General features: G+C 63.7%; 28 protein-coding genes. 26 read left to right on the forward strand and 2 right to left on the reverse strand.

The genetic code is table 11. From position 1 onward, the window contains the following. Nucleotides 1-25: 25 nt before the first annotated feature. The gene (locus NMB43_RS08380; protein WP_494351697.1) at nt 26-832 is read right to left on the reverse strand and encodes an inositol monophosphatase family protein; all 807 of its coding nucleotides are present in this window, start codon (nt 830-832) and stop codon (nt 26-28) included. Nucleotides 833-906: 74 nt separating this feature from the next. Here NMB43_RS08380 and NMB43_RS08385 point away from each other — a divergent pair, with 74 nt between their 5' ends. The 11 genes from NMB43_RS08385 to iscX all read left to right on the forward strand — a co-directional run bounded on the left by NMB43_RS08385 (nt 907) and on the right by iscX (nt 9,280). Beyond that, the gene (locus tag NMB43_RS08385; protein WP_494351698.1) at nt 907-1,674 is read left to right on the forward strand and encodes an RNA methyltransferase; all 768 of its coding nucleotides are present in this window, start codon (nt 907-909) and stop codon (nt 1,672-1,674) included. A 33-nt stretch (nt 1,675-1,707) separates the two neighbouring features. Next, nucleotides 1,708-2,463 (forward strand): serine O-acetyltransferase, encoded by a 756-nt coding sequence (gene cysE, locus NMB43_RS08390; protein WP_494351699.1) that lies wholly within the window; start codon nt 1,708-1,710, stop codon nt 2,461-2,463. Nucleotides 2,464-2,571: 108 nt separating this feature from the next. After that, complete coding sequence (iscR, locus tag NMB43_RS08395) at nt 2,572-3,054, forward strand: Fe-S cluster assembly transcriptional regulator IscR (protein ID WP_494351700.1); 483 nt, start codon at nt 2,572-2,574, stop codon at nt 3,052-3,054. A gap of 11 nt (nt 3,055-3,065) precedes the next feature. Next, nucleotides 3,066-4,214, forward strand: coding sequence for a cysteine desulfurase family protein (locus tag NMB43_RS08400; protein WP_494351701.1), 1,149 nt, complete (start codon nt 3,066-3,068; stop codon nt 4,212-4,214). Between the two features lie 45 nt (nt 4,215-4,259). Then, complete coding sequence (locus NMB43_RS08405) at nt 4,260-5,468, forward strand: IscS subfamily cysteine desulfurase (RefSeq protein WP_494351702.1); 1,209 nt, start codon at nt 4,260-4,262, stop codon at nt 5,466-5,468. A gap of 55 nt (nt 5,469-5,523) precedes the next feature. Next, a complete protein-coding gene (gene iscU / locus NMB43_RS08410) occupies nt 5,524-5,907 on the forward strand; it encodes a Fe-S cluster assembly scaffold IscU (protein WP_494351703.1) in 384 nt (127 codons plus the stop codon). Nucleotides 5,908-5,916: 9 nt separating this feature from the next. Continuing rightward, nucleotides 5,917-6,240 carry an iron-sulfur cluster assembly protein IscA gene (gene iscA, locus NMB43_RS08415; protein ID WP_494351704.1) on the forward strand — a complete coding sequence of 108 codons (324 nt, stop codon included), beginning with the start codon at nt 5,917-5,919 and terminating at the stop codon, nt 6,238-6,240. Between the two features lie 113 nt (nt 6,241-6,353). Further along, nucleotides 6,354-6,866 (forward strand): Fe-S protein assembly co-chaperone HscB, encoded by a 513-nt coding sequence (hscB, locus tag NMB43_RS08420; protein WP_494351705.1) that lies wholly within the window; start codon nt 6,354-6,356, stop codon nt 6,864-6,866. Further along, complete coding sequence (gene hscA / locus NMB43_RS08425) at nt 6,866-8,734, forward strand: Fe-S protein assembly chaperone HscA (protein WP_494351706.1); 1,869 nt, start codon at nt 6,866-6,868, stop codon at nt 8,732-8,734. Before hscB ends, hscA begins: the two co-directional genes overlap by 1 nt. Nucleotides 8,735-8,744: 10 nt before the next feature. Continuing rightward, nucleotides 8,745-9,089 (forward strand): ISC system 2Fe-2S type ferredoxin, encoded by a 345-nt coding sequence (fdx, locus tag NMB43_RS08430; RefSeq protein ID WP_494351707.1) that lies wholly within the window; start codon nt 8,745-8,747, stop codon nt 9,087-9,089. After that, on the forward strand, nt 9,086-9,280 hold the full coding sequence (gene iscX, locus NMB43_RS08435; RefSeq protein WP_494351708.1) for a Fe-S cluster assembly protein IscX: 195 nt from the start codon (nt 9,086-9,088) through the stop codon (nt 9,278-9,280). The genes fdx and iscX overlap by 4 nt, the downstream gene beginning before the upstream one ends. A gap of 20 nt (nt 9,281-9,300) precedes the next feature. On the opposite strand, the gene NMB43_RS08440 is transcribed toward iscX, so the two are convergent. Beyond that, the gene (locus NMB43_RS08440; protein ID WP_494351709.1) at nt 9,301-9,747 is read right to left on the reverse strand and encodes a response regulator; all 447 of its coding nucleotides are present in this window, start codon (nt 9,745-9,747) and stop codon (nt 9,301-9,303) included. 357 nt (nt 9,748-10,104) lie between these two features. Between NMB43_RS08440 and NMB43_RS08445 the strand changes: the two genes are divergently transcribed. The 15 genes from NMB43_RS08445 to rplI all read left to right on the forward strand — a co-directional run bounded on the left by NMB43_RS08445 (nt 10,105) and on the right by rplI (nt 21,824). Further along, entirely contained in the window at nt 10,105-10,959 is an 855-nt protein-coding gene (locus NMB43_RS08445) for a CheR family methyltransferase (RefSeq protein ID WP_494352131.1), read from the forward strand. After that, nucleotides 10,956-12,104 (forward strand): protein-glutamate methylesterase/protein-glutamine glutaminase, encoded by a 1,149-nt coding sequence (locus tag NMB43_RS08450; RefSeq protein WP_494351710.1) that lies wholly within the window; start codon nt 10,956-10,958, stop codon nt 12,102-12,104. The genes NMB43_RS08445 and NMB43_RS08450 overlap by 4 nt, the downstream gene beginning before the upstream one ends. Before the next feature lie 73 nt (nt 12,105-12,177). Then, nucleotides 12,178-12,483 carry an STAS domain-containing protein gene (locus NMB43_RS08455; RefSeq protein ID WP_494351711.1) on the forward strand — a complete coding sequence of 102 codons (306 nt, stop codon included), beginning with the start codon at nt 12,178-12,180 and terminating at the stop codon, nt 12,481-12,483. A gap of 337 nt (nt 12,484-12,820) precedes the next feature. After that, nucleotides 12,821-13,786 carry a chemotaxis protein gene (locus NMB43_RS08460; protein ID WP_494351712.1) on the forward strand — a complete coding sequence of 322 codons (966 nt, stop codon included), beginning with the start codon at nt 12,821-12,823 and terminating at the stop codon, nt 13,784-13,786. 14 nt (nt 13,787-13,800) lie between these two features. Further along, nucleotides 13,801-14,748 carry a chemotaxis protein gene (locus NMB43_RS08465; protein WP_494351713.1) on the forward strand — a complete coding sequence of 316 codons (948 nt, stop codon included), beginning with the start codon at nt 13,801-13,803 and terminating at the stop codon, nt 14,746-14,748. Between the two features lie 15 nt (nt 14,749-14,763). Then, nucleotides 14,764-15,153, forward strand: coding sequence for a chemotaxis response regulator CheY (cheY, locus tag NMB43_RS08470; protein ID WP_494351714.1), 390 nt, complete (start codon nt 14,764-14,766; stop codon nt 15,151-15,153). A 66-nt stretch (nt 15,154-15,219) separates the two neighbouring features. Then, complete coding sequence (cheZ, locus tag NMB43_RS08475; protein ID WP_494351715.1) at nt 15,220-16,149, forward strand: protein phosphatase CheZ; 930 nt, start codon at nt 15,220-15,222, stop codon at nt 16,147-16,149. Nucleotides 16,150-16,179: 30 nt separating this feature from the next. Further along, entirely contained in the window at nt 16,180-18,096 is a 1,917-nt protein-coding gene (locus NMB43_RS08480; protein ID WP_494351716.1) for a chemotaxis protein CheA, read from the forward strand. A gap of 145 nt (nt 18,097-18,241) precedes the next feature. Continuing rightward, nucleotides 18,242-18,577 carry a DUF3135 domain-containing protein gene (locus NMB43_RS08485; protein ID WP_494351717.1) on the forward strand — a complete coding sequence of 112 codons (336 nt, stop codon included), beginning with the start codon at nt 18,242-18,244 and terminating at the stop codon, nt 18,575-18,577. 90 nt (nt 18,578-18,667) lie between these two features. Beyond that, nucleotides 18,668-19,570 carry a cysteine synthase CysM gene (cysM, locus tag NMB43_RS08490; RefSeq protein WP_494351718.1) on the forward strand — a complete coding sequence of 301 codons (903 nt, stop codon included), beginning with the start codon at nt 18,668-18,670 and terminating at the stop codon, nt 19,568-19,570. A 4-nt stretch (nt 19,571-19,574) separates the two neighbouring features. Next, the gene (locus NMB43_RS08495; protein WP_494351719.1) at nt 19,575-20,267 is read left to right on the forward strand and encodes a 3'-5' exonuclease family protein; all 693 of its coding nucleotides are present in this window, start codon (nt 19,575-19,577) and stop codon (nt 20,265-20,267) included. Between the two features lie 107 nt (nt 20,268-20,374). After that, nucleotides 20,375-20,758: a 30S ribosomal protein S6 gene (rpsF, locus tag NMB43_RS08500; protein WP_494351720.1), complete on the forward strand. Its 384-nt coding sequence runs from the start codon at nt 20,375-20,377 to the stop codon at nt 20,756-20,758. Nucleotides 20,759-20,765: 7 nt separating this feature from the next. Next, nucleotides 20,766-21,080 (forward strand): primosomal replication protein N, encoded by a 315-nt coding sequence (priB, locus tag NMB43_RS08505; protein ID WP_494351721.1) that lies wholly within the window; start codon nt 20,766-20,768, stop codon nt 21,078-21,080. A gap of 2 nt (nt 21,081-21,082) precedes the next feature. Beyond that, nucleotides 21,083-21,358, forward strand: a complete 276-nt coding sequence (gene rpsR, locus NMB43_RS08510; RefSeq protein ID WP_494351722.1) for a 30S ribosomal protein S18 — start codon at nt 21,083-21,085, stop codon at nt 21,356-21,358. 16 nt (nt 21,359-21,374) lie between these two features. Beyond that, nucleotides 21,375-21,824: a 50S ribosomal protein L9 gene (rplI, locus tag NMB43_RS08515; protein WP_494351723.1), complete on the forward strand. Its 450-nt coding sequence runs from the start codon at nt 21,375-21,377 to the stop codon at nt 21,822-21,824. Nucleotides 21,825-21,923: the final 99 nt, after the last annotated feature.

Raw genomic sequence — 21,923 nt, forward strand, 5'->3', positions numbered from 1 at the left:
TTTTCCGACGGGTGTCGGTCTCGACTCAGGCCGGGAGTGCGTCGCCCTTGTGGCTTTGCACGATCTGCAGCAGTTGTGCGAACACCTTCGGGTTGCCCGACACCAGGTTGCCGGTGTCGAGGTAGGCGGCTTCTCCAGCGAAGTCGCTGACCAGGCCACCAGCCTCCTGCACCAGCAGGGCGCCGGCTGCCATGTCCCAGGGTTTGAGACCGATCTCGAAGAAGCCATCGGTGCGGCCGCAGGCCACATAGGCCAGGTCCAGCGCGGCGGCGCCGGGGCGGCGCAGGCCGGCGGTCTTCTCGGTCAGCTCGCGGAACATGGCGATATAGGCGTCGCTGTGCTGCAGGTTCTTGAACGGGAAGCCGGTGCCGATCAGCGACTCGTTCATGCGCACGCGCTTGGAGACGCGGATACGGCGATCGTTGAGGAAGGCGCCCTTGCCGCGGCTGGCAGTGAATAGCTCATTGCGGTTCGGGTCGTAGATCACGCCATGCTGGAGCTGGCCGTTCTGCGCAAGGGCGATCGAGATCGCATACTGCGGAAAACCATGGATGAAGTTGGTCGTACCGTCCAAGGGGTCGATGATCCACTGGAACTCGCTCTCGGTGGTCGGTCCGGAGAGGCCTGACTCCTCTGCTAGAATCGCGTGTTCCGGGTAGGCCTCGCGGATCGTGTCGATGATCGCTTCTTCCGCCGCACGGTCGACCTCGGTGACGAAATCATTCTGCTGTTTGGCGCGCACTTCAAGCAGGTCCAGATTCAGTGCGGCGCGATTGATGACGCTGCCGGCGCGGCGGGCAGCCTTGACGGCGATATTCAGCGTGGGATGCATGGGTATTGGAGTCTCGCAGCGCAATAGCCGGCGCGGCTGTTGCTGGCGTATTCAGGAAAACCGCGAATTATAGTATGACCGAGCCTTCCGCGTTGAGCCGCGTGCGTGTCGTTTTGTCGCGGCCTAGCCACCCCGGCAACATCGGCGCCGCTGCGCGTGCCATGAAAACCATGGGCTTGAGCCGGCTTTATCTGGTCGAGCCCAAGCAGTTTCCACATCCCGAGGCCGAATCGCGCGCCTCCGGGGCCACCGACGTGCTGGCCGCGGCGACCGTATGTGCCAGTCTGGGCGAGGCCTTGTCCGGTGTCACCCTGGCGGCGGCGCTGACCTCGCGCCGGCGCGAACTGGCCCTGCCCATGCAGTGGTCGCGCGAAGCCGCTGCAGGGCTGGCCGAGCAGGCGGTGGCGGGCGAGGTCGCGCTGGTCTTCGGCAATGAGACCTTCGGCCTGTCCAACGAGGAGCTGGCACTGTGCCAGATGCCGGTGATGATCCCGGCCAATCCGGAATACGCCTCCCTGAACCTCGGCGCCGCCGTGCAGTTGATGTGCTACGAGCTGCGCATGGCCTGCCTGCAGCCTGGCTCCGCGCCGTACCAGGAAGGTGAGCTGGCGACCGTGGACGAGGTGGAGCAGATGCATGCGCACTTCGAGCGCGCGATGACGGCCAGCGGTTTCTTCGATCCGGCCAATCCCAAGCGCCTGCTGCCGCGGCTGCGCCGTCTATTCGGCCGTGTGCGGCTGGAACGCGACGAGGTGAACATCCTGCGCGGCATGCTCAGCTACTTTGAGCGCCCGCTGCACCAGTTTGGACACAAGGCAGCGGACAAGAAAATACCCGAGTAAAATACTCGGACAACTCGTCGGACTCTTATCCAAATGTTCAGCCAGCTTCGAGAAGACATCGCCAGCGTTCTGGCCCGTGATCCCGCCGCCCGCAGCAAGCTGGAGGTGCTGACCTGTTATCCCGGCGTGCACGCGTTGTTTCTGCATCGCATCGCACATGCTCTGTGGACGCGCGGCTTCTGCTGGCTGGGGCGCTGCGTGTCGCATTTCGGGCGCTGGATGACCGGCATCGAGATCCATCCCGGCGCGGTGATCGGCCGCCGTGTGTTCATTGATCACGGCATGGGGGTGGTGATCGGCGAGACCGCCGAGGTGGGTGACGACTGCACCATCTATCAGGGGGTGACTCTGGGCGGCACATCCCTGTATCGCGGCGTCAAGCGCCATCCCACACTGGAGCGAGGCGTGGTGGTGGGCGCTGGTGCCAAGGTGCTGGGCGGTTTCACGGTCGGGGTGGAGGCCAAGATCGGCTCCAATGCCGTGGTGGTGAAGCCGGTGCCGGCCGGCGTGTCGGCCGTGGGTATCCCAGCGCGCATCATCCAGCCCTCCGAGGCCAGCCAGGGGCATAGCGCAGATGCGCATCCTTTCCTTGCCTATGGCGTCAGTCGTGACATGGACGACCCCTTGTCCAAGGCGCTGCATGCACTGCTCGACCATGCCAGCGAGCAGGATCGGCGCATCGACGCCCTGGTTGCTCGTCTCAAGGCGGCCGGCCTGTGTGGCGAGGGAGACGACCCCGGTTGCGAGCGCCCCTTCGATCACGACTACCTGTCGAAGATCGTCGACTAGTCCGCCGCCTGGCGATAGTTTGCAGTTATGGGGTTAATCCTTGACTGATTTTGTCGGGTATTTTATTCTTGACCAAAATAATCAAGTATTAGGCTTCGGAGCCCCAGCATGAGATTGACGACCAAAGGACGTTTCGCCGTCACCGCGATGATCGACCTGGCCATGCGCCAGGCCGACGGCCCGGTGACGCTGGCGGGTATCAGTGAGCGGCAGGCCATCTCGTTGTCCTACCTTGAGCAGTTGTTCGGCAAGCTGCGCCGGCACGAGTTGGTGTGCAGCGTGCGTGGCCCCGGTGGGGGCTACACCCTGGCGCGCGGCATGGACGACATCTCGGTGGCGGATGTGATCATCGCCGTCGACGAGCCGCTGGATGCCACCCAGTGCGGGGGCAAACAGAACTGCCACGACGAGCATCGCTGCATGACGCATGACTTGTGGTCCAACCTGAACCGCAAGATGTTCGAGTACCTCGAATCGGTCTCCCTGGCTTCGCTGGTGGCGGCGCAGAAGACGCGCAGCACGCCGACGGAACAATGCGTGACCATGTTCCGCGAGGAACGTGATTCCGTGCCGAGTACCGCACAAGCCTGAGCGTCCGCATCATGTTCGCGCCCACCTACCTCGACTACAACGCCACCACGCCGCTCGACGAGCGCGTGCTGGCTGCGATGTTGCCGTGGCTGCGCGAACGTTTTGGCAATGCTTCCAGCCGCCATGAATACGGTCGCCAGGCGCGTGCCGCCATTGATACCGCACGCCAGCAGGTGGCGGCCGCGGTGGGGGCGCATCCCACCGAGCTGGTGTTCACCAGCGGCGGTTCGGAGGCCAACAACCTGTTCATGAAGGGCGCTGCCGCCAGTCTCAAGCCCGGCGTGGTGGCGGTGGGGGCCGGCGAGCATCCCTGTGTGCGCGAACCGGCGCGGCAGTTGGTGGCGAGCGGCTGGCGCCTGCTGGAACTGCCGGTGTTGGCCGGGGGTGGCCTGGATATGGCGCAGGCCGAGGTCATGCTGGCCCGTGAGAAGCCGCAGCTCGTCTCGGCCATGCTGGCCAACAACGAGTGCGGTGCGGTGAGCGATATTCCGCGCCTGGCTGAGGCGGCGCGCGCGAGCGCTGCCTGGCTGCACACAGACGCGGTGCAGGCCCTTGGCAAGATCGCGCTGGATTTCCGGGCGCTGGGCGTCAACGCGATGACTCTGTCCTCGCACAAGATAGGCGGGCCGATCGGCGCAGGCGCGTTGGTCCTGGACAAGCGCGTCGAGCTGCGTCCCTTGATCGCCGGCGGCGGCCACGAGCGTGGCCTGCGCTCGGGCACCGAGAACGTGGCGGCCATCGTCGGGTTCGGGGTCGCTGCGGAACTGGCGGTGGCGGAGTTGGCGCTGCGGCGGCGCGCGATGCTGGCTGCGCGCGATCGGCTGGAGAAAGCTTTGCATGGGCTCGGCGCCACGCTGTTCGGCAGTGGCGAGCGCTTGCCCAACACCTCGTATTTCGCGTTCGAGGGCGTCGACGGCGAAACCCTGGTGGGCAAGCTGGACCGCGCTGGCTATGCGGTGGCGAGTGGGGCTGCCTGCTCCAGCGCCCATCCCGAGCCCTCGCGCACCCTGCTGGCCATGGGGGTGGCGCCGGAACTGGCGCGCGGCGCGCTGCGCGTGAGCACCGGCGCGACGACACGGACGGAAGACATTGATGGATTCGTGGCGGCGCTGTCGGCGACGCTGAAGGAATTGAAGCACCTCACCGCCATGGCGGTGTAGTGCACACGGCTTAACAAGACGCGACTATCCCCCTGGAGTGCGAACATGAAGTTTCCGATTTATCTCGACTACTCGGCCACGACCCCGGTTGATCCGCGCGTGGCGGAAAAGATGATCCCCTGGCTGACCGAGCATTTCGGCAATCCGGCCAGCCGTTCCCATGCCTATGGCTGGGAGGCGGAGGAGGCGGTCGAGCACGCGCGTGCGCAGGTGGCGGCCTTGGTCAACGCCGACCCCAAGGAGATCGTGTGGACTTCGGGCGCGACCGAATCGAACAACCTCGCCATCAAGGGCGCGGCGAATTTCTATGCGGGCAAGGGCAAGCACATCATCACGGTCAAGACCGAGCACAAGGCCGTGCTGGACACGGTACGCGAGTTGGAACGCCAGGGCTTCGAGGCGACCTACCTCGACGTGATGCCGAATGGCTTGATCGATCTCGACGCCTTCAAGGCGGCGATCCGGCCGGATACCACGCTGGTGTCGGTGATGTACGTGAATAACGAGATCGGCGTGATCCAGCCCATCGAACAGATCGGCGAGATCTGCCGTGAGAAGGGCATCCTGTTCCATGTCGACGCTGCGCAGGCGACCGGCAAGGTCGTCATCGACCTGGAGAAGCTGAAGGTCGACTTCATGTCCTTCTCGGCGCACAAGACCTACGGTCCCAAGGGCATCGGCGCTTTGTACGTGCGGCGCAAACCACGTGCCCGCCTGGAAGCGCAGATGCACGGCGGCGGGCATGAGCGTGGCATGCGCTCCGGCACGCTGGCCACCCACCAGATCGTCGGTATAGGCGAAGCCTTCCGCATTGCCCGCGAAGAGATGGTGCAGGAGAACGAACGTATCCGCGCGCTGCGCGACCGCCTGCTCAAGGGCCTGTCGGATATCGAGGCAACTTTCGTGAACGGCGATGTCGAACACCGTGTCCCGCACAATCTGAACATCAGTTTCGCCTACGTCGAAGGCGAATCCCTGATCATGGCAATCAAGGAGATCGCGGTATCCTCCGGCTCCGCGTGCACCTCGGCCTCGCTGGAACCGTCCTACGTGCTGCGCGCGCTGGGCCGCGAGGACGAGCTGGCGCACAGCTCGATCCGCTTCACCATCGGTCGCTTCACCACGCAGGAAGAGGTCGATTTCACCATCCGGCTGCTGCACGAGAAGATTGGCAAGCTGCGCGAACTCTCCCCGCTGTGGGAGATGTTCCAGGACGGCGTCGACTTGAACACGGTCCAGTGGGCCGCACATTGATGATTGAGAGGTGCCGCGTTTCGAGCGGCCCGGCAAGTTAAGCAGGAGCAAGGAAATGGCATACAGCGACAAGGTTCTGGATCACTACGAAAACCCCCGTAACGTGGGGTCTTTCGCCAAGGGCGACGAGGAAGTGGGCACGGGCATGGTGGGCGCCCCCGCCTGCGGCGACGTGATGAAGCTGCAGATCAAGGTGAATCCCGCCACCGGGCTCATCGAGGATGCGAAGTTCAAGACCTATGGCTGCGGTTCGGCCATCGCGTCGAGCTCGCTGGTGACTGAGTGGGTCAAGGGCAAGACCCTGGACGAGGCGCTCAACATCAAGAACACGCAGATCGCCGAAGAACTGGCGCTGCCCCCGGTGAAGATCCACTGCTCGATCCTGGCCGAAGATGCGATCAAGGCTGCGGTGGACGATTACAAGAAAAAGCACGCGTAAGGAACGATCATGGCAGTCACCCTCAGTGCGGCAGCCGCCAGCCACGTCACCAAATTCATGGCCAAGCGCGGCAAGGGCGTGGGCGTGCGTCTGGGCGTCAAGACCACGGGCTGCTCCGGCATGGCCTACAAGCTGGAATACGCCGACGCCATCGAGCCGGAAGACCTCGTGTTCGAGAGCCACGGTGTGCAGGTGCTGGTCGATCCCAGGAGCCTGCCCTACATCGACGGCACCGAACTCGATTTCGTGCGCGAGGGGCTCAACGAAGGCTTCAAATTCAACAACCCGAACGTCAAGAACGAATGCGGGTGTGGTGAGAGTTTCAACGTTTGAAGTCTGGTGACAGGGCCGGCATCGCTGGCCCTGTCTCGATTGACGCGTTTTCCGTGACAGCCGGTGAGGCTGTCGGCCCGAACCCTGCTTGACTCCCCGCAAGGGGGTTGCCCATGCAAGAGTATTTTTCGCTGTTTGGATTGCCGGAGCGCTACGCGCTTGACCTGGCCCAGCTTGAATCTGCCTATCGCAACGTGCAGGCACAGGTCCATCCGGACCGCTTCGCGCATCGGCCCGAGGCCGAGCGGCGGGTCGCCATGCAATGGGCGACCCATGCCAACGAGGCCTTTCGGGCCTTGCGCAACCCGTTGGAACGCGCGCGCTACCTGCTGAAGCTGCGCGGCGCGGAAATCGACGCTGAGCGCAACACCGCCATGTCCAGCGCCTTCCTGATGCAGCAAATGGAGTGGCGCGAGGCAGTGGAGGAAGCAGGCCAGGATGCCGAGGCACTCGGCCGCCTGGCGCGCGACCTGGAGCGCGATGAGCGCGTAATGCTGGAAGACATGGCACGCGCGCTGGACGAGGCGAACGATCTGGCCCAGGCAGCTGAACTGGTGCGTCGCCTGATGTTCATGGAAAAGCTGCGTCACGAAATCGAGGATGCCCTGGCGGCACTGGAAAGCTGATGGCCCTGTTGCAACTCTCCGAACCTGGCGAAAGCCCCGCCCCGCACGAGCATCGGCTGGCGGTGGGCATCGACCTGGGGACGACCAATTCGCTGGTGGCGACGATCCGCCACTCCCTGCCCGAGTGCCTGCCCGACGAACACTGCGGCATCCTCCTGCCTTCTGTCGTGCGCTACCTGCGCGACGGCAGCACGCTGGTGGGACGCGACGCGATCGCCGCCCAGGCCACTGACCCGCGCAATACCATTGCCTCGGTCAAGCGTCTGATGGGACGCGGTTTCGCCGATGCCGACGCTGGCATGCGCTCGCGCTACGACCTGGTCGATGCGGGCGGCATGGTACGCATCAAGACCGTGGCCGGCCCGCGCACTCCGGTCGAAGTGTCGTCCGAGATCCTCAAGGTGCTGCGCGCACGCGCCGAGGCTTCGCTGGGGGGAGAGTTGGTGGGCGCCGTCATCACGGTGCCGGCCTATTTCGACGACGCCCAGCGCCAGGCCACCAAGGACGCGGCCCGTCTGGCCGGCCTCAACGTGCTGCGCCTGCTCAACGAGCCGACCGCGGCGGCCATCGCCTACGGCCTGGACGAAGCGGCCGAGGGCATCTACGCGGTGTTCGACCTGGGTGGTGGCACCTTCGACTTCTCCATCCTGAAGCTGTCGCGCGGCGTGTTCGAGGTCCTGGCCACCAGTGGCGATTCGGCCCTGGGCGGGGATGATTTCGACGAAGCCCTGGCGCAGTGGCTACATGCCCAGGCACTTGGGGCGGACCTGGATTGTGGCTCCTCGCGTGCGCTGCTGGCCGAGGCTCGGCGCGTCAAGGAGGCGCTGTCGCGCGAGACCGAGGTGCTGGCGGGCGTACCGCTGGCCGCAGGCGGTTTCAAGGAACTGACAGTCACCGCCGCACATTTCCAGACACTGACACGCCAACTCGTGGAGCGTACCTTGCAGCCGGTGCGGGCGGCCCTGCGTGACGCCGGGCTCAAGGCGGCCGACATCGAGGCGGTGGTGATGGTCGGTGGGGCTACGCGGATGCCGCATATCCGTGCCGCGGTGGGGGAGTTCTTCGGCCGCGAACCCTTTGTCGATATCGACCCCGAGAAGGTGGTCGCGCTGGGGGCCGCGATCCAGGCCAATGTGCTGGCCGGCAATCGCCGCCCGGGCGAGGACTGGCTGCTGCTGGACGTGATTCCGCTGTCGCTGGGCCTCGAGACCATGGGCGGGCTGACCGAGAAGATCATCCCGCGCAATTCCACCATTCCGGTTGCCAAGGCGCAGGAGTTCACCACCTTCAAGGATGGCCAGACCGCGATGGCGATCCACGTCGTGCAGGGCGAACGCGAACTGGTCAGCGACTGCCGCTCGCTGGCGCGCTTTGAGCTGCGCGGCATCCCGCCAATGGCCGCCGGCGCGGCGCGCATCCGCGTGACCTTCCAGGTCGATGCCGACGGCTTGTTGGCGGTGGGCGCGCGCGAACAGACCTCCGGGGTCGAGGCCAGCGTGACGGTGAAGCCCAGCTACGGGCTGTCGGATGACGAGATCACCCATATGTTGCAGTCCGGCTTCGAGCATGCGGTCGACGATATGAAGCTGCGTGCCCTGCGCGAGCAGCAGGTCGAGGCGCAACGCCTGATCGAGGCCACCCAGCAGGCCCTGGCGGCGGATGCGGAACTGCTGGCCCAGCACGAGCGAGAACTCATCGACACGGCCATGGAGCAGCTTGTCGCCGTGGCTGCAGGCAACGAAGCGCCGGCCATCAAGCAGGCCATCGAGGCCTTGTCCGTGGCCACGGCGGATTTCGCGGCGCGCCGCATGAACAAGGCGATCCGCGCGGCGCTGATGGGCAGCAGCGTCAACGCCCTGAAATTGTGAGATTGAACGAATGACCCAGATCGTTGTGCTTCCCCATGTTGAACTGTGCCCCGAGGGGGCGGTGATCGAAGCGCCGGCCGGGCAGAGCCTGTGTGACGCTTTGCTGTCCAACGGCATCGAGATCGAGCATGCCTGTGAGAAATCCTGCGCCTGCACCACCTGCCATGTGATCGTGCGCGAGGGCTTCCGCTCGCTGGAGGAGGCGACGGAGCTGGAGGAAGACCTGCTGGACAAGGCCTGGGGCCTGGAGCCGAACTCCCGCCTGTCCTGCCAGGCGGTGGTGGCGGAAACGCCCTTGGTGGTCGAGATTCCGCGTTACACCATCAATATGGTCAGCGAGGGGAGCAAGAAATGAAGTGGACCGATACGCTGGACATCGCCATTGCCTTGTCCGAAGCCAAGCCGGATGTCGACCCGAAGCGCATCAACTTCGTCGACCTGATGCAGTGGGTGATGGAGTTGCCCGGCTTTGACGACGACCCTAAGCGCTGTGGCGAGCGCGTCCTCGAAGCCATCCAGGCGACCTGGATCGAAGAGGCGGACTGAACCCGCGCGACGGGGCGGGATCAGTCCCGACCTTCGGCGGCCTCGTTGAGCTCCAGCCAGTACTGGCCGAGCTGTCCCACCGTATTGATGAAACGCTCGAAATCCACCGGCTTGCGGATGTAGCTGTTGGCGCCGAGGCTGTAGGCTTCGTGGATGTCCTGCTGCTCGCGCGAGGTGGTCAGTACCACCACCGGCAGCAGGGTGGTGCGCGAATCGGCGCGGATGCGCCGCAGCACTTCCAGCCCGTCGATGCGGGGCAGCTTCAGGTCGAGGAAGACCACCGCCGGCTGCACGCCGGTATCGCGCCCGGCGTGGCGGCCGGTGCCGAACAGGTAGTCCAGCGCGTCGATGCCGTCACGCGCCACCACCACTTCATTGGTGATCCGGTTCTTGCTGAAAGCCCTCAGGGTGAGCGCCTCATCGTCGGGATTGTCCTCGACGAGCAGGATGGGGCGATCGGTAGCCATCTAGCGTCCTTGTCTTGCCTTGCGGGCGTGTCGGTGAATCTGTCAGCAGCGGATCCAGTGCCCGCGGACTTGACTTCCCGTCGACACAAATCGTGACGGAATGCACGAATGCATGCCGGGCCGAGTATATCCCGAGTCTTCGGTTGGAGCAGGGCGCGGCATGCCCCCTTGGCCGGGGTCAAGATTTGCCGCCAATCGTCGTTACTGCTGCGAAGGCCACAGGCCGTGCGAGCGAATTGGAGAGAGAACTTGGCGCAGAGCAAACCCTGGGACACCCTTCCTGCGGCGTCGGCCAGCCGACCCAAGCCCGCTTCGGGCAGTGACGCGACCACCCCGTCCAAGGTGCACGCCTCGATCATGCAGACCCTGCAGCGTATCGATACCGGGGTGCGCGAGTTCGAGTACACCGCAGCCGATTTCGAGCGGGTGCGTGGCCTGATCTACAAGCGGGCCGGCATTTCGCTGTCGCCGGTCAAGCAGGACATGGTGTATAGCCGCTTGGCACGCCGCCTGCGCGCCAAGGGCCTGCGTCGTTTCGTCGACTATCTGGATGCACTGGAGCGCGGGGGCGATACGGCCGAATGGGAAGCCTTCGTCAACGCGCTCACCACGAACCTGACTTCGTTCTTCCGCGAAGCGCATCACTTCGAGATTCTCGCCGCGCACCTGCGCAAGCAGACCGAAAAGCGGACCTTCCGCGTCTGGTGTTGTGCGGCCTCCACCGGTGAGGAACCGTACTCGCTGGCGATTACGGCCTGCGAAGCCTTCGCCAGCATGAGTCCGCCGGTCCAAATCATTGCGTCGGACCTGGACACCAACGTGTTGGCGCACGGCGAGCGGGGCGTCTACACCCGCGATCGGGTGGAGCGACTGGAAGCCGCGCGGGTGCAGAAGTTTTTCCTGCAAGGGACGGGCAGCGAGGCCGGCCAGGTGAAGGTACGTCCCGAGTTGCGCCGTCTGATCACCTTCCAGAAGATCAATCTGCTGGATGCGCGCTGGTCCTTGCAGGCGGGCTTCGACGCGATCTTCTGCCGCAACGTCATGATCTATTTCGACAAAGACACGCAGTACCAGATCCTCGAAAAATTCCTGCCGCTGCTGCGCCCGGACGGTCTGCTGTTTGCCGGCCATTCGGAAAACTTCATCCACGCGGTGAAGCTCTTCCGCTCCCTTGGCCGCACGGTCTACGCCCCGACCGGAGCGCCTCGATGAAACTGGACGCGCTGAACAAGCTGCGTCTTTCTGCCGCCACGCATGTCGCACGCACGACCGGTGCCGGGGCGGGCAAGCAGATCCGGGTGCTGGTCGTAGACGATTCGGCCCTGATGCGGGCCTTGCTCGGCGACATCATCAACGCTTCGAACGACATGCGTGTGATCGGCGCGGCGCCGGATGCCGAGCGCGCCTGGGAATTACTGAACCGGCTCAAGCCCGACGTGGTGACGCTGGATGTGGAGATGCCGGGCATCAACGGCCTGGCCTTGCTTGAGCGGGTGATGCGAGAGGCGCCACTGCCGGTGGTCATGATCTCCAGCTACACCGAGAGCGGATCGGAGGCGACCCTCAAGGCGCTTGAGCTTGGGGCGGTCGATTTCCTCGCCAAGCCACGCCAGGTGGGCAGCAGCGGCGTGGCCGGCTATGCCGAGGAAGTGCGCGAGAAAGTGCGCGCCGCAGCGGCGGCCAGACCCGGTGCGGACCATGAGCCTGCGCCGGCCGCTGCGCCGCAGCGCTCCGCGCTGGAAGTGCTGGATGCCCGGGTGCTGCGCGAGCGCGTGGTGTGCATCGGCGCCTCCACGGGCGGGACGGAGGCCATCAAGGAGGTGCTGACGCGCTTCCCGGTCGACATGCCGCCGATCCTGATCGTGCAACACATGCCGGAGATGTTCACCGCTTCCTTTGCCAAGCGCCTGGACGATCTGTCGCGCATCAAGGTCAAGGAGGCCCAGGACGGGGAGGTGATGAAGCCCGGCGTGGCCTACTTGGCGCCAGGGCACTCCCACCTCATGGTCAAGCGCAATGCCGGCGGCTATGCCTGCGTGCTGTCACGCGAGGCGCCGGTCAATCGTCATCGTCCCTCTGTCGACGTGCTGTTCCATTCGGCCGCGCGTGAGTTGGGCGCGCAAGCGCTGGGTGTGATCCTGACCGGCATGGGCAAGGATGGCGCGCAGGGCATGTTGGCCATGCGCCAAGCCGGGGCCTGGAACATTGCCCAGGACGAGGCGAGCTGCGTGGTCTGGGGGATGCCGCGGGAGGCAACCTTGAATGGTGCAGCGCATGAAGTGAGCAGCCTCAAATCCATTGCAGGCCAAGTGCTGGCTCGCTTGAAAAGCGCGGAACGGCGCACCATTCCAAGCTGACATTTAGTACACTCAAGCCCCGCCCGCATCTGACGTTATATTCCCTGCGGCAGATTTCACGTGGAGAGCAAGAATGGAAACCAACGTATCGGCCGGAAATGGTCAGGCCACGCTCAAGCTGTCCGGTCGCTTCGATTTCAAGGCCCACCGTGAGTTTCGCGAAGCAGTGGACAAACTCCTCCAGCAGTCTGCAGAGGGCGCGGTGCGTGTCGATCTGGCCGAAGTGTCTTATCTGGACAGCTCTGCCCTCGGCATGTTGCTGATGTTGCGTGACAAGGCCAAGGCGTCCAGCCGCGAAGTTCAGCTCACCGGAGTCAAGGGCAACGTACGTCAGGTGCTGGATATTGCGAATTTCTCCAAGTTGTTCGCGATCAGCTGATCGACTTCCTGTTTTAGAAAAAGAGGCCACCCGAATCGGGTGGCCTCTTTTTTTGGAGCTGCCTTGCTCCGCGCCATTCAAGCCCTTCCGGCCGCCGACCGATAATGACTTGAATGCGGCGAATACCCTGCGAGGCGGGCTGTGCGGGCAGGGATGCCTGGTGTCTGGCGGGCCGAAAGTATTACATGATGTGTCGGCACCGTTTTCCTGGGTCGGGCTTGCGCTGGCGCGGCTTCCGGAGTGCTTGTGATGCTTAAAGTTTGCCTTGCGGGTGCCGTAAAGCCTCTTGGATTATTGCAGCGCGGTCGGGCTGCTGGCGTGACCTACGGAGAACACCATGTCTGAGTTGCTGAAGAGCATTGACGCACGGACCCGGCTGGCGGGTACCAACAAGCTCGAGATACTGCTGTTCTCGCTCGGCGTCGATGAGCGCACCGGGCGCCGGGAGAGCTTCGGCATCAATGTATTCAAGGTGCGCGAGGTGATGCGCACGCCGCCGATCACGGCGGCGCCTTCCATGCAGCAAGGGGTGGAGGGCATGGTGTCCCTGCGTGGCCAGCTCGTGCCGGTGGTGGACCTGGGCAAGTACTGCGGGATCGACCCCAACGGGCGCCGCGACATCATGATCGTCACCGAATACAACGGACATACCCAGGGCTTTCTGGTTGAGGCCGTCGATACGATCCTGCGCCTGGACTGGGCCCAGATGCGGGTGCCGCCCGAAATGCTGACCTCCAAGCTGGGTGGTTTGGTGACCGCTGTGACTGAGATCGACGACCACCGTCTGATCATGATGCTGGATGTCGAGAAGGTACTGTCCGAGACCACGCACATCGACGACGAGGCTTTGTTCAAGGACATTCCCCATATTGGCCGGGACAATTTCACCGTGTTCTATGCCGATGACTCCTCGGTGGCGCGCAAGCAGATCGAGCGCACCCTCAATGCCATGGGCGTGCGGGCGATGGGCGCCGTCAATGGCCGGGCAGCCTGGGATGAGCTGGAAAAACTGGCCCAGCACTGCGAGATTACCGGTCGCAAGGTGTGGGAGGTGCTGCACCTGGTGCTGACCGATGTCGAAATGCCCGAGATGGATGGCTATATCCTGACCAAGAAAATCAAGTCCGACCCGCGCTTTGACGGCGTGCCCGTGCTGATGCATTCCTCCCTGTCGTCGATGTCGAACCAGACGCTAGGCAAATCGGTGGGGGTGGATGGCTACGTATCGAAGTTCGAGCCGCATCGCCTGTCTTCGTCGATACGCGCGATGCTGGTGCCCGACAGTGTGGATGAAACGGTTTGAGAGGCGAGGGAAGCATGGAGCGCGCTGATACCAATCTGCTGGACGCAGTCGATGGCCGGACCAAGCTGGCCGGCTCGAACCGGATGGAGATTCTCTTGTTCACCCTGGGCACCAGTGAGGTGTTCGGGATCAATGTGTTCAAGGTCCGCGAGGTTTCGAAGACCCCTTTCATCACCAAGGCGCCCAACATGCCGACTGGCGTGGAGGGGCTCATCTCCCTGCGCGGCAACGTGATTCCCGTGTTGTCGCTGGTGAAAATCCTGGGCCTGGCCCGGCCCGGCCAGCCCTTGGGTGGCTCGATGATGGTCACCGAGTACAGCAAGCGCACCCTGGGCTTCCTGGTGCATGACGTGGACCGCATCATTCGCGTCGAATGGGACAAGGTACGCCAGCCCGAAAACATGGCGGGCTCGTCGCAATCCTTCATCACCGCGATCACCGAGCTGCCCGATGGCAAGCTGGTCTCCATCCTGGATGTCGAGACCATCCTGGCTCAGACCTTCGGCGAGTCGCCCATCGGCAACATCCAGGCGATGGAAAAAGGGTCCGAATCGAACCTCTTCTTTGTCGATGACTCTGCCGTGGCGCGCAAGAAAATTGCCGAAGTGCTCGACAAGCTGGGTGTTCGCCACAAGCACGCGCTCAATGGTCTGGAGGCGTGGACCCGCCTGGAGGGCATGGCGACCCACGCGCAGCAGCAGAAGCGGCGCCTGGCCGACGAGTTGGACCTGATCCTGGTCGACGCGGAAATGCCGGAGATGGATGGCTATGTGCTGACGCGCAATATCAAGAACGACTCGCGTTTCGACGGCATTCCCGTCGTGATGCATTCCTCGCTGTCGTCCGAAGCCAATCGCTCGATGGGCAAATCGGTCGGCGTCGATGCCTATGTAGCGAAGTTTGACGCGGAAGTCCTCGCGGATACGTTGCGGCCTTATCTGAGCAAGGGCAACAAGGACTAATACGGAGAACAAGTCATGTCGGATCCCAAAATGAAATTTCTTGTAGTTGATGACTTCTCGACGATGCGTCGCATCGTCCGCAACCTGCTCAAGGAGCTGGGCTACACCAACGTGGACGAAGCCGAAGATGGCGTCGTGGCCATGCAGAAGCTCACTGCGGGCGGGTTTGATTTCGTCGTCACCGACTGGAATATGCCCAACATGACCGGCATCGAGCTGCTGCGCGCCATCCGCGGCAACGGCCAGCTTGCCCACCTCCCGGTGCTGATGATCACCGCCGAGGCGAAGAAGGAAAACATCATCGAGGCGGCGCAAGCGGGCGCCAGTGGCTACATCGTCAAGCCTTTCACCGCGGCCACCCTGTCCGAGAAGCTCGGCAAGATCTTCGAGAAGATGGGGAAGTGACCGAAGGGCCGGTCAGGCACTGACCGGCAGGCAGATCAGCAGACACGAATCATCAGGAGCCCGATTATGGCGAAGCGCCCCAAGATGGATGAAGCCGGAGACAACGACGAGCTGCAGGCTTTGTTCGACTCCATTGCCGAGAATTCCGGCCAGGCCCCAAGCCCGGCCAAGACCAGTGAAACCAAAGCCGCTCCGCAAGCTGCTGCCAAGCCGGCCGTGACGGAGCTCGCCGCAGCGAGCGACGACTCCGGCGACTCGGATGAACTGCAGGCCTTGTTTGACCAGGTCAGCACCCAGGGCGGAAGCACCGCAGCGCCGGCCGCGGCCTCCAGCGCGGTGAAAGCCCTCATGATCGACCCGCCGCTGGCGGCCGATGCCACACCGGAGGAGCGCCAGGCGCATGTGTTCAACCGCCTGGGCCATCTCACCCGCATGCTGCACGACTCACTGCGCGAGCTGGGCTATGACCGCATGCTGGAAGAAACCGCGCAGAAGCTGCCGGATGCCCGCCAGCGCCTGTCCTATATCGCCCAGATGACCGAGCAGGCGGCGAGTCGCGTACTCAATGCCACCGACATTGCCAAGCCGCTGCAGGATCGCGTGGTTGAAGAGGCCAAGGTCCTGCAGACGCGCTGGTCGCGGCTGTACGACAAGCAACTGTCAGTCGACGAATTCAAGCAACTGGCGGGTGACACCCGTGCCTTCGTGGGTGAAGTGGCGCGCGATGGCCAACTGGTCAATGAGCAGTTGCTTGAAATCATGATGGCGCAGGACTTCCAGGACCTGACTGGTCAGGTCATCAAGAAGATCGTCGACATGGCGCAGACCCTGGAGTCGGGCCTGCTGTCGGTGCTCATTGAAGTCATGCCCGAGAACAAGCGCAACCTGGCCAACGAAGGCCTGCTCAACGGACCGGTGGTCAACGCTGAAGGGCGTGACGATGTGGTGACCGGACAGGAACAGGTCGACGACCTGCTTGAAAGCCTGGGTTTCTGAGCCTGCAGAAGCGGAAAGACGGAGCGGAACATGAGTGACTTTGCTGGCATGGAAGACCTGCTGCAGGATTTCCTGATCGAGGCGGGAGACCTCCTATCCGGGGTCGACAACAAGCTCGTAGATCTGGAGCGATCGCCCAACGACCGCGCCCTGTTGAACGAGATTTTCCGCGGCTTCCACACCATCAAGGGGGGAGCGGGCTTCCTCAACGCGAGCGAGATGGTCACCCTGTGCCACCTCACCGAAAACCTCTTCGACAAGCTGCGCAACGGCGAGTTGATGGTGACGCCGGAGGTGTTGGACGCGATCCTCTCCGCGACGGCCACGGTGCGCGTGATGTTCGGTGAGCTGGAGCGTGGCATGCAGCCGTCGGCGGCGAAGCCGGACCTGATCGACGCCCTCAAGCAGGCCATCGCCGGAACCTTGGGGAGCGCAAGCTCGCATGCCTCGGCCAAGCCGGCTGCTGCACCCGCCCCGCAAGCATCCGCACCCGCGCCGGCCAGCGCCGCGATCGGTGCCGACGGCCTCGACTGGAACGCGCTCTACCATGCCGTGACGGGCGTGCTGCCCGAAGGCGCCTCGGCCGAGAACCTGCCGGTCAAGACCCTGGCCGATGTGCCGGCGGACCAGATCATCCAGGCTGCGATTGGCCGTCGTACCTCGGACAAGCCCGGCTACCAGGGGCCGCCGAGCGGGCGCCGCACCGACGAACGCGTACGCGACAACTCGATCCGCGTCGATACCGCACGCCTCGACCAGGTGCTGAACCTGTCGGGTGAGATCGGTTTGACCAAGAACCGCCTCAACGCGCTGCGCAGCGACATCCTGAACGGACGCAACGATACCGACACGATGCATGCGCTGGATGTCGCAGTCAGCCAGCTCGATCTGCTGGTTTCGGACCTCCAGAACGCTGTCATGAAGACGCGCATGCAGCCGATTGGCCGCCTCTTCCAGAAGTACCCGCGGATCGCCCGCGACCTCGCCCGCTCGCTGGGCAAGGACGTCGAGATGGTGCTCGATGGGGAAGAGACCGAAATCGACAAGACCATGATCGAGGACTTGTCGGACCCGATCATCCATCTGGTGCGCAACGCAGTCGATCATGGCATCGAGCCGATCGGCGAGCGCCTGGGTGCAGGCAAGCCGGAAAAGTCCATCGTGCGTCTGGAGGCGCGCCAGGAAGGTGACCACATCGTCATCATCGTGGCCGACGATGGGCGCGGCATGAATGCGGAAAAGCTGCGCGCCAAGGCGCTGGAGAAGGGCCTCATTTCGGATGAAGAGGCCAACACGATGGACGAGCGCCAGAGCTACAACCTGGTCTTCCTGCCCGGCTTCTCGACCGCGACCCAGATTTCCGATGTGTCCGGCCGTGGCGTGGGCATGGACGTGGTGCGGACCAACATCCAGAAGCTCAACGGCACGATCGACATCCGCTCGACCCTGGGCAAAGGCACCAGCTTCATCATCTCGCTGCCGCTGACCCTGGCCATCCTGCCGGTGTTGCTGGTGTGCCTGGGCGATCAACCCTTTGCCGTGCCGCTGTCCATGGTGCGCGAGATTCTGCCGATTGAGCCGGGCCAGGTTCAGGAGTTGGGCGGACGTGCCACCATGGTGGTTCGCGGCGAGGTGTTGCCGATCGTGACCTTGTCCTGCCTGCTCGGTTGGGACCAGGAACGCGTGCCCGAGTACGGCGTGCTGATGCAGACGGCCGAGCAGAGCTTCATTCTGGCCATCGACAGCTTCGCCGGGCGCGAAGACGCCGTGATCAAGTCGCTCGACGACTTCCGCCCCAAGGGCGTGGCCGGGGTGTCCACCCTGTCCAACGGCCAGATCGTGTTGATCCTCGACATGAAGGAGCTGCTGGCCGGGGCGGGTGACCAGCGGGTGGTGACCCGCGCACAGTTGTTGCTTGAAGGATCTCAGTACGCCCAGGCGGCCTGATCCTTGTTCGACACTCGACGAAGAACGGCGCTGTGGCGTGAGCCCAGCGCCGTTTTCACTGGCACAGCAGGATGTCGCGCCAAGCGACATGTAGTCAGCTTGAACATGGTCGCTGCCATCCGTAGCATCGGGCAGGAGTAGGGCCATGTCTTCCGGAGTCCCCGTGTCATCAAGCAGCTTCGACATCGATTTCCAGTACTGGGCGGATCTTGCGCAGCAAGACCCCGCGGCCTACTTCGCCCAGCGCAAGGCCTTGATCGAGGCCTTCATCGAGTCCGTGCCGCTGCAGCACCAGGATGACCTGCGCCGTCTGCAGACCCTCATCGACGGCACGCGGCTGGAGGCCGGCTCGCCGGTTACGGCCACGCGCAAGCTGATGCTGATGCTCAGCGAGCACCTGGCCGCGATGCAATCCCAGCTTGTCCTGTTGCGCGACGAATCGCAGCACCTCTCTGACGCCTTCGCACGCCTCGCCGATTAGGGTGGTTCCCGCGTCAAGAGCCATAGGCGCGCCCGACGGCTGCCGCTATGATGGCCGGCCTTTCTGAATGAAAGCTGCGATAGATTTGCGATGAACTACCCCACCCTGGAAGACTACGTAGGCCGAACCCCGCTCGTGCGCCTCAAGCGCCTGCCTGGTGCCGAGGCCGAGGCCCGTAACAACGTGATCCTCGCCAAGCTGGAAGGCAACAACCCGGCGGGGTCGGTCAAGGACAGGCCGGCCTTGTCCATGATCCTGCGCGCCGAGGCGCGTGGTGACATCCGGCCGGGCGACACCCTGATCGAGGCCACCAGTGGCAATACCGGCATCGCCCTGGCCATGGTGGCGGCCATGCGTGGCTACCGCATGATCCTCGTGATGCCCGAGAACCAGAGCGTTGAACGGCGCCAGAGCATGCGCGCCTATGGTGCAGAGCTGGTGCTGACCGCCAGGAGTGGCGGCATGGAGATGGCGCGTGACGTCGCCATCCGCATGCGTGACGAAGGGCAGGGCATCATCCTCGACCAGTTCGGCAATCCAGACAATCCGCGCGCACATTACGAAGGTACGGGCCCCGAACTATGGGAGCAGACCGGGGAGCGCATCACTCACCTGGTCAGCAGTATGGGGACCACAGGCACCATCATGGGGACCTCTCGCTTCCTGAAGGAAAAGAACCCGGCGATCCAGATCATCGGTTGCCAGCCGGAGGAAGGCGCCCAGATTCCAGGCATCCGCAAATGGCCCGAGGCGTATCTGCCCTCAATCTATGAGGCTGCGCGGGTCGACCGCCTGATCCTCGTGTCGCAGGCTGAAGCGGAAGAAACCACCCGCCGCTTGGCGCGCGAGGAGGGCTTGTTTGCCGGCATCTCCTCGGGTGGCGCGATGAGCGTGGCACTACGCCTGGCGCAGGAACTGGAGAATGCGGTGATCGTCTCCATCGTGTGCGATCGCGGCGATCGCTACCTGTCGACGGGCGTGTTCCCAGCTTGAATTCATGCTTGACGCGCTGATCCTGGCGGTCGAGAGCGTGCCGGACGTGCCGGGCCTGCGGCGCGTGTATGGCGCCCCCGCGACCCTGTCGGATTTCGAAGTGGGCGAGTTCGCCCTGCAGAAGCAACGTGCCCGGACTGGCCAGGAAGCCCCTTTGCCCGCGCTGCTGCGCCGCGTGACCGGCGTGGCGGTGATCGAGGTCATCTCCGGCATGGCGCGGATGCACACGCTGGGTTCTGCGGGGGCGGGCGAGCCTGCGCTCCTGTCTGCCCTGCTCGTGCTGCAGGCCCATCATCCCGAGGCCCGCCTGGTCGTGTGGAATCCGGAGGAGTGTCTCAGCCTGCTTGCTGCCCGCAGCTATCACCACGGCTTGGTCGCTCCGGCCTTCTGGGCTTGCCTGTCGGCGAATCCAGCACAGGTTTGCGGAGTGGGGGCCTGCCTGACGAGTGGCCTGGCGCGGGAAGACCTAGCGCTGCTGGCGCGCCTCGAGGGCGCGCAGGCACATGAGTTTCCTGATGAAACCGCGCTCTGGCAGGCTTTCCTGCGCGATGACCACAGCCTGGTCGATGCAGCCTGCCGCGCGCGCGTCCGGTATCTCGCCCTGGCTTACTTGCGGCTGTGTCATGTGCGAGGCGAACTGGGCCGCGTCGAGTACGAGGCACTGGCGACCGTCATCGAGGCGCTCGAACGCGCCTGAATCTTCCTGCTGCTTGCCTGAGTCTGGATTTCGGCATACAATCGCGGGCTTTCCTTGCTCCACCGGTACGCATGCCGGGGGGCTGAATCAACCCAAGAGGAGTCTGCATGCGACATTACGAAATCGTATTCATCGTGCACCCCGATCAGAGCGAGCAAGTGCCCGCCATGATCGAACGCTACAAGTCGCTGGTGACCGGCCAAGGTGGCCAGATCCATCGTCTTGAAGACTGGGGTCGCCGTCAGCTGGCCTACCCGATCAACAAGATCCACAAGGCTCACTACGTGCTCATGAACATCGAGTGCGGCAGCGAGACCGTGGCCGAGATCGAAAATGGCTTCAAGTTCAACGACGCCGTCCTGCGCCACCTCACCATCAAGATGAAGAAGGCGGTGACCGCTCCTTCGCCGATGATGAAGGAAGAAAAGGCCAAGTCGCTGACCCAGCCGGCCGGCGCTGAAGCCGCCAAGGCCGAGCAGCCCGCGGCTTGATGCAGGAATGAGCGCGGTCGCGCCGAACACGGTGCGCATCGCGGGGTGTCTGGTGGAGCGCGATGCGCTTCGCTACACGCCGGCAAGAGTGGCAGTCGTCGGGTTTCGTGTCGAACACGTATCCCGCCAGGAAGAAGCCGGAATCGAGCGCGATGTGACGTGCGAGGTCGAGGCAAGCGCGATCGAGGCGCTGGCGCAGCAGCTCTGCGCCATCCCGCTCGGCACGCAGCTGATCCTGGAAGGCTTTCTCGCCGCCCGCAGCACCCGCAACCGCAAGCTCGTACTGCACGTCAGATCAATTGAATTGCTGGAAGGAATATAAGCATGGCTTTCAACAAAGCAGCAGGTAAGAAGAAGGAAGAGCGTGGCGGCAATCGCAGTCTCTTCAAGCGTCGCAAGTTCTGCCGTTTCTCGGCCGAGAAGATCGAAGAGATCGACTACAAGGACATCGAGATCCTGAAGGACTTCATCACCGAAAACGGCAAGATCATGCCGGCCCGCATCACCGGTACCAAGGCCAACTACCAGCGTCAGCTGTCGACCGCGATCAAGCGCGCTCGCTTCCTGGCTCTGATGCCTTACACCGATCTGCACCAGTAATCCGGGGGCCAACACAATGCAAATCATTCTGCTGGAAAAAGTCGTCAACCTCGGCAACCTGGGCGATGTCGTGCGCGTCAAGGATGGCTACGCACGCAACTTCCTGATCCCGAAGGGCAAGGCCAAGCGCGCCACTCCCTCCAACGTGGCCGAGTTCGAAGCCAAGCGTGCCGAGCTGGAACGCGTGGCGGGCGAAAAGCTGGTTGCCGCGCAGGAACTGGCTACCAAGATCGAAGGCCTGATGGTTCAGATCACGAGCAAGGCTGGTGTCGATGGTCGCCTGTTCGGTTCCATCACCAACGCCGACATCGCGGATGCGGTCACCAAGCAAGGTTTCGCGATCGCCAAGGCTGCCGTGCGCATGCCGGAAGGCCCGATCAAGACCATCGGCGATACGCAAGTGCAAATCGCGCTGCATACCGATGTGGTTGTCACCATCACCGTTTCGGTGCTGGGCGAAAACTGATCGTCGCCACTTCGTGGCAAACAAAAAGGGCTGCGTGAGCAGCCCTTTTTGTTTGGAGGTCAGGTTGCTCCTTTGGGGCGGACGGTAGAATCCTTCCCT

It is taken from the genome of Uliginosibacterium sangjuense, assembly GCF_059132465.1.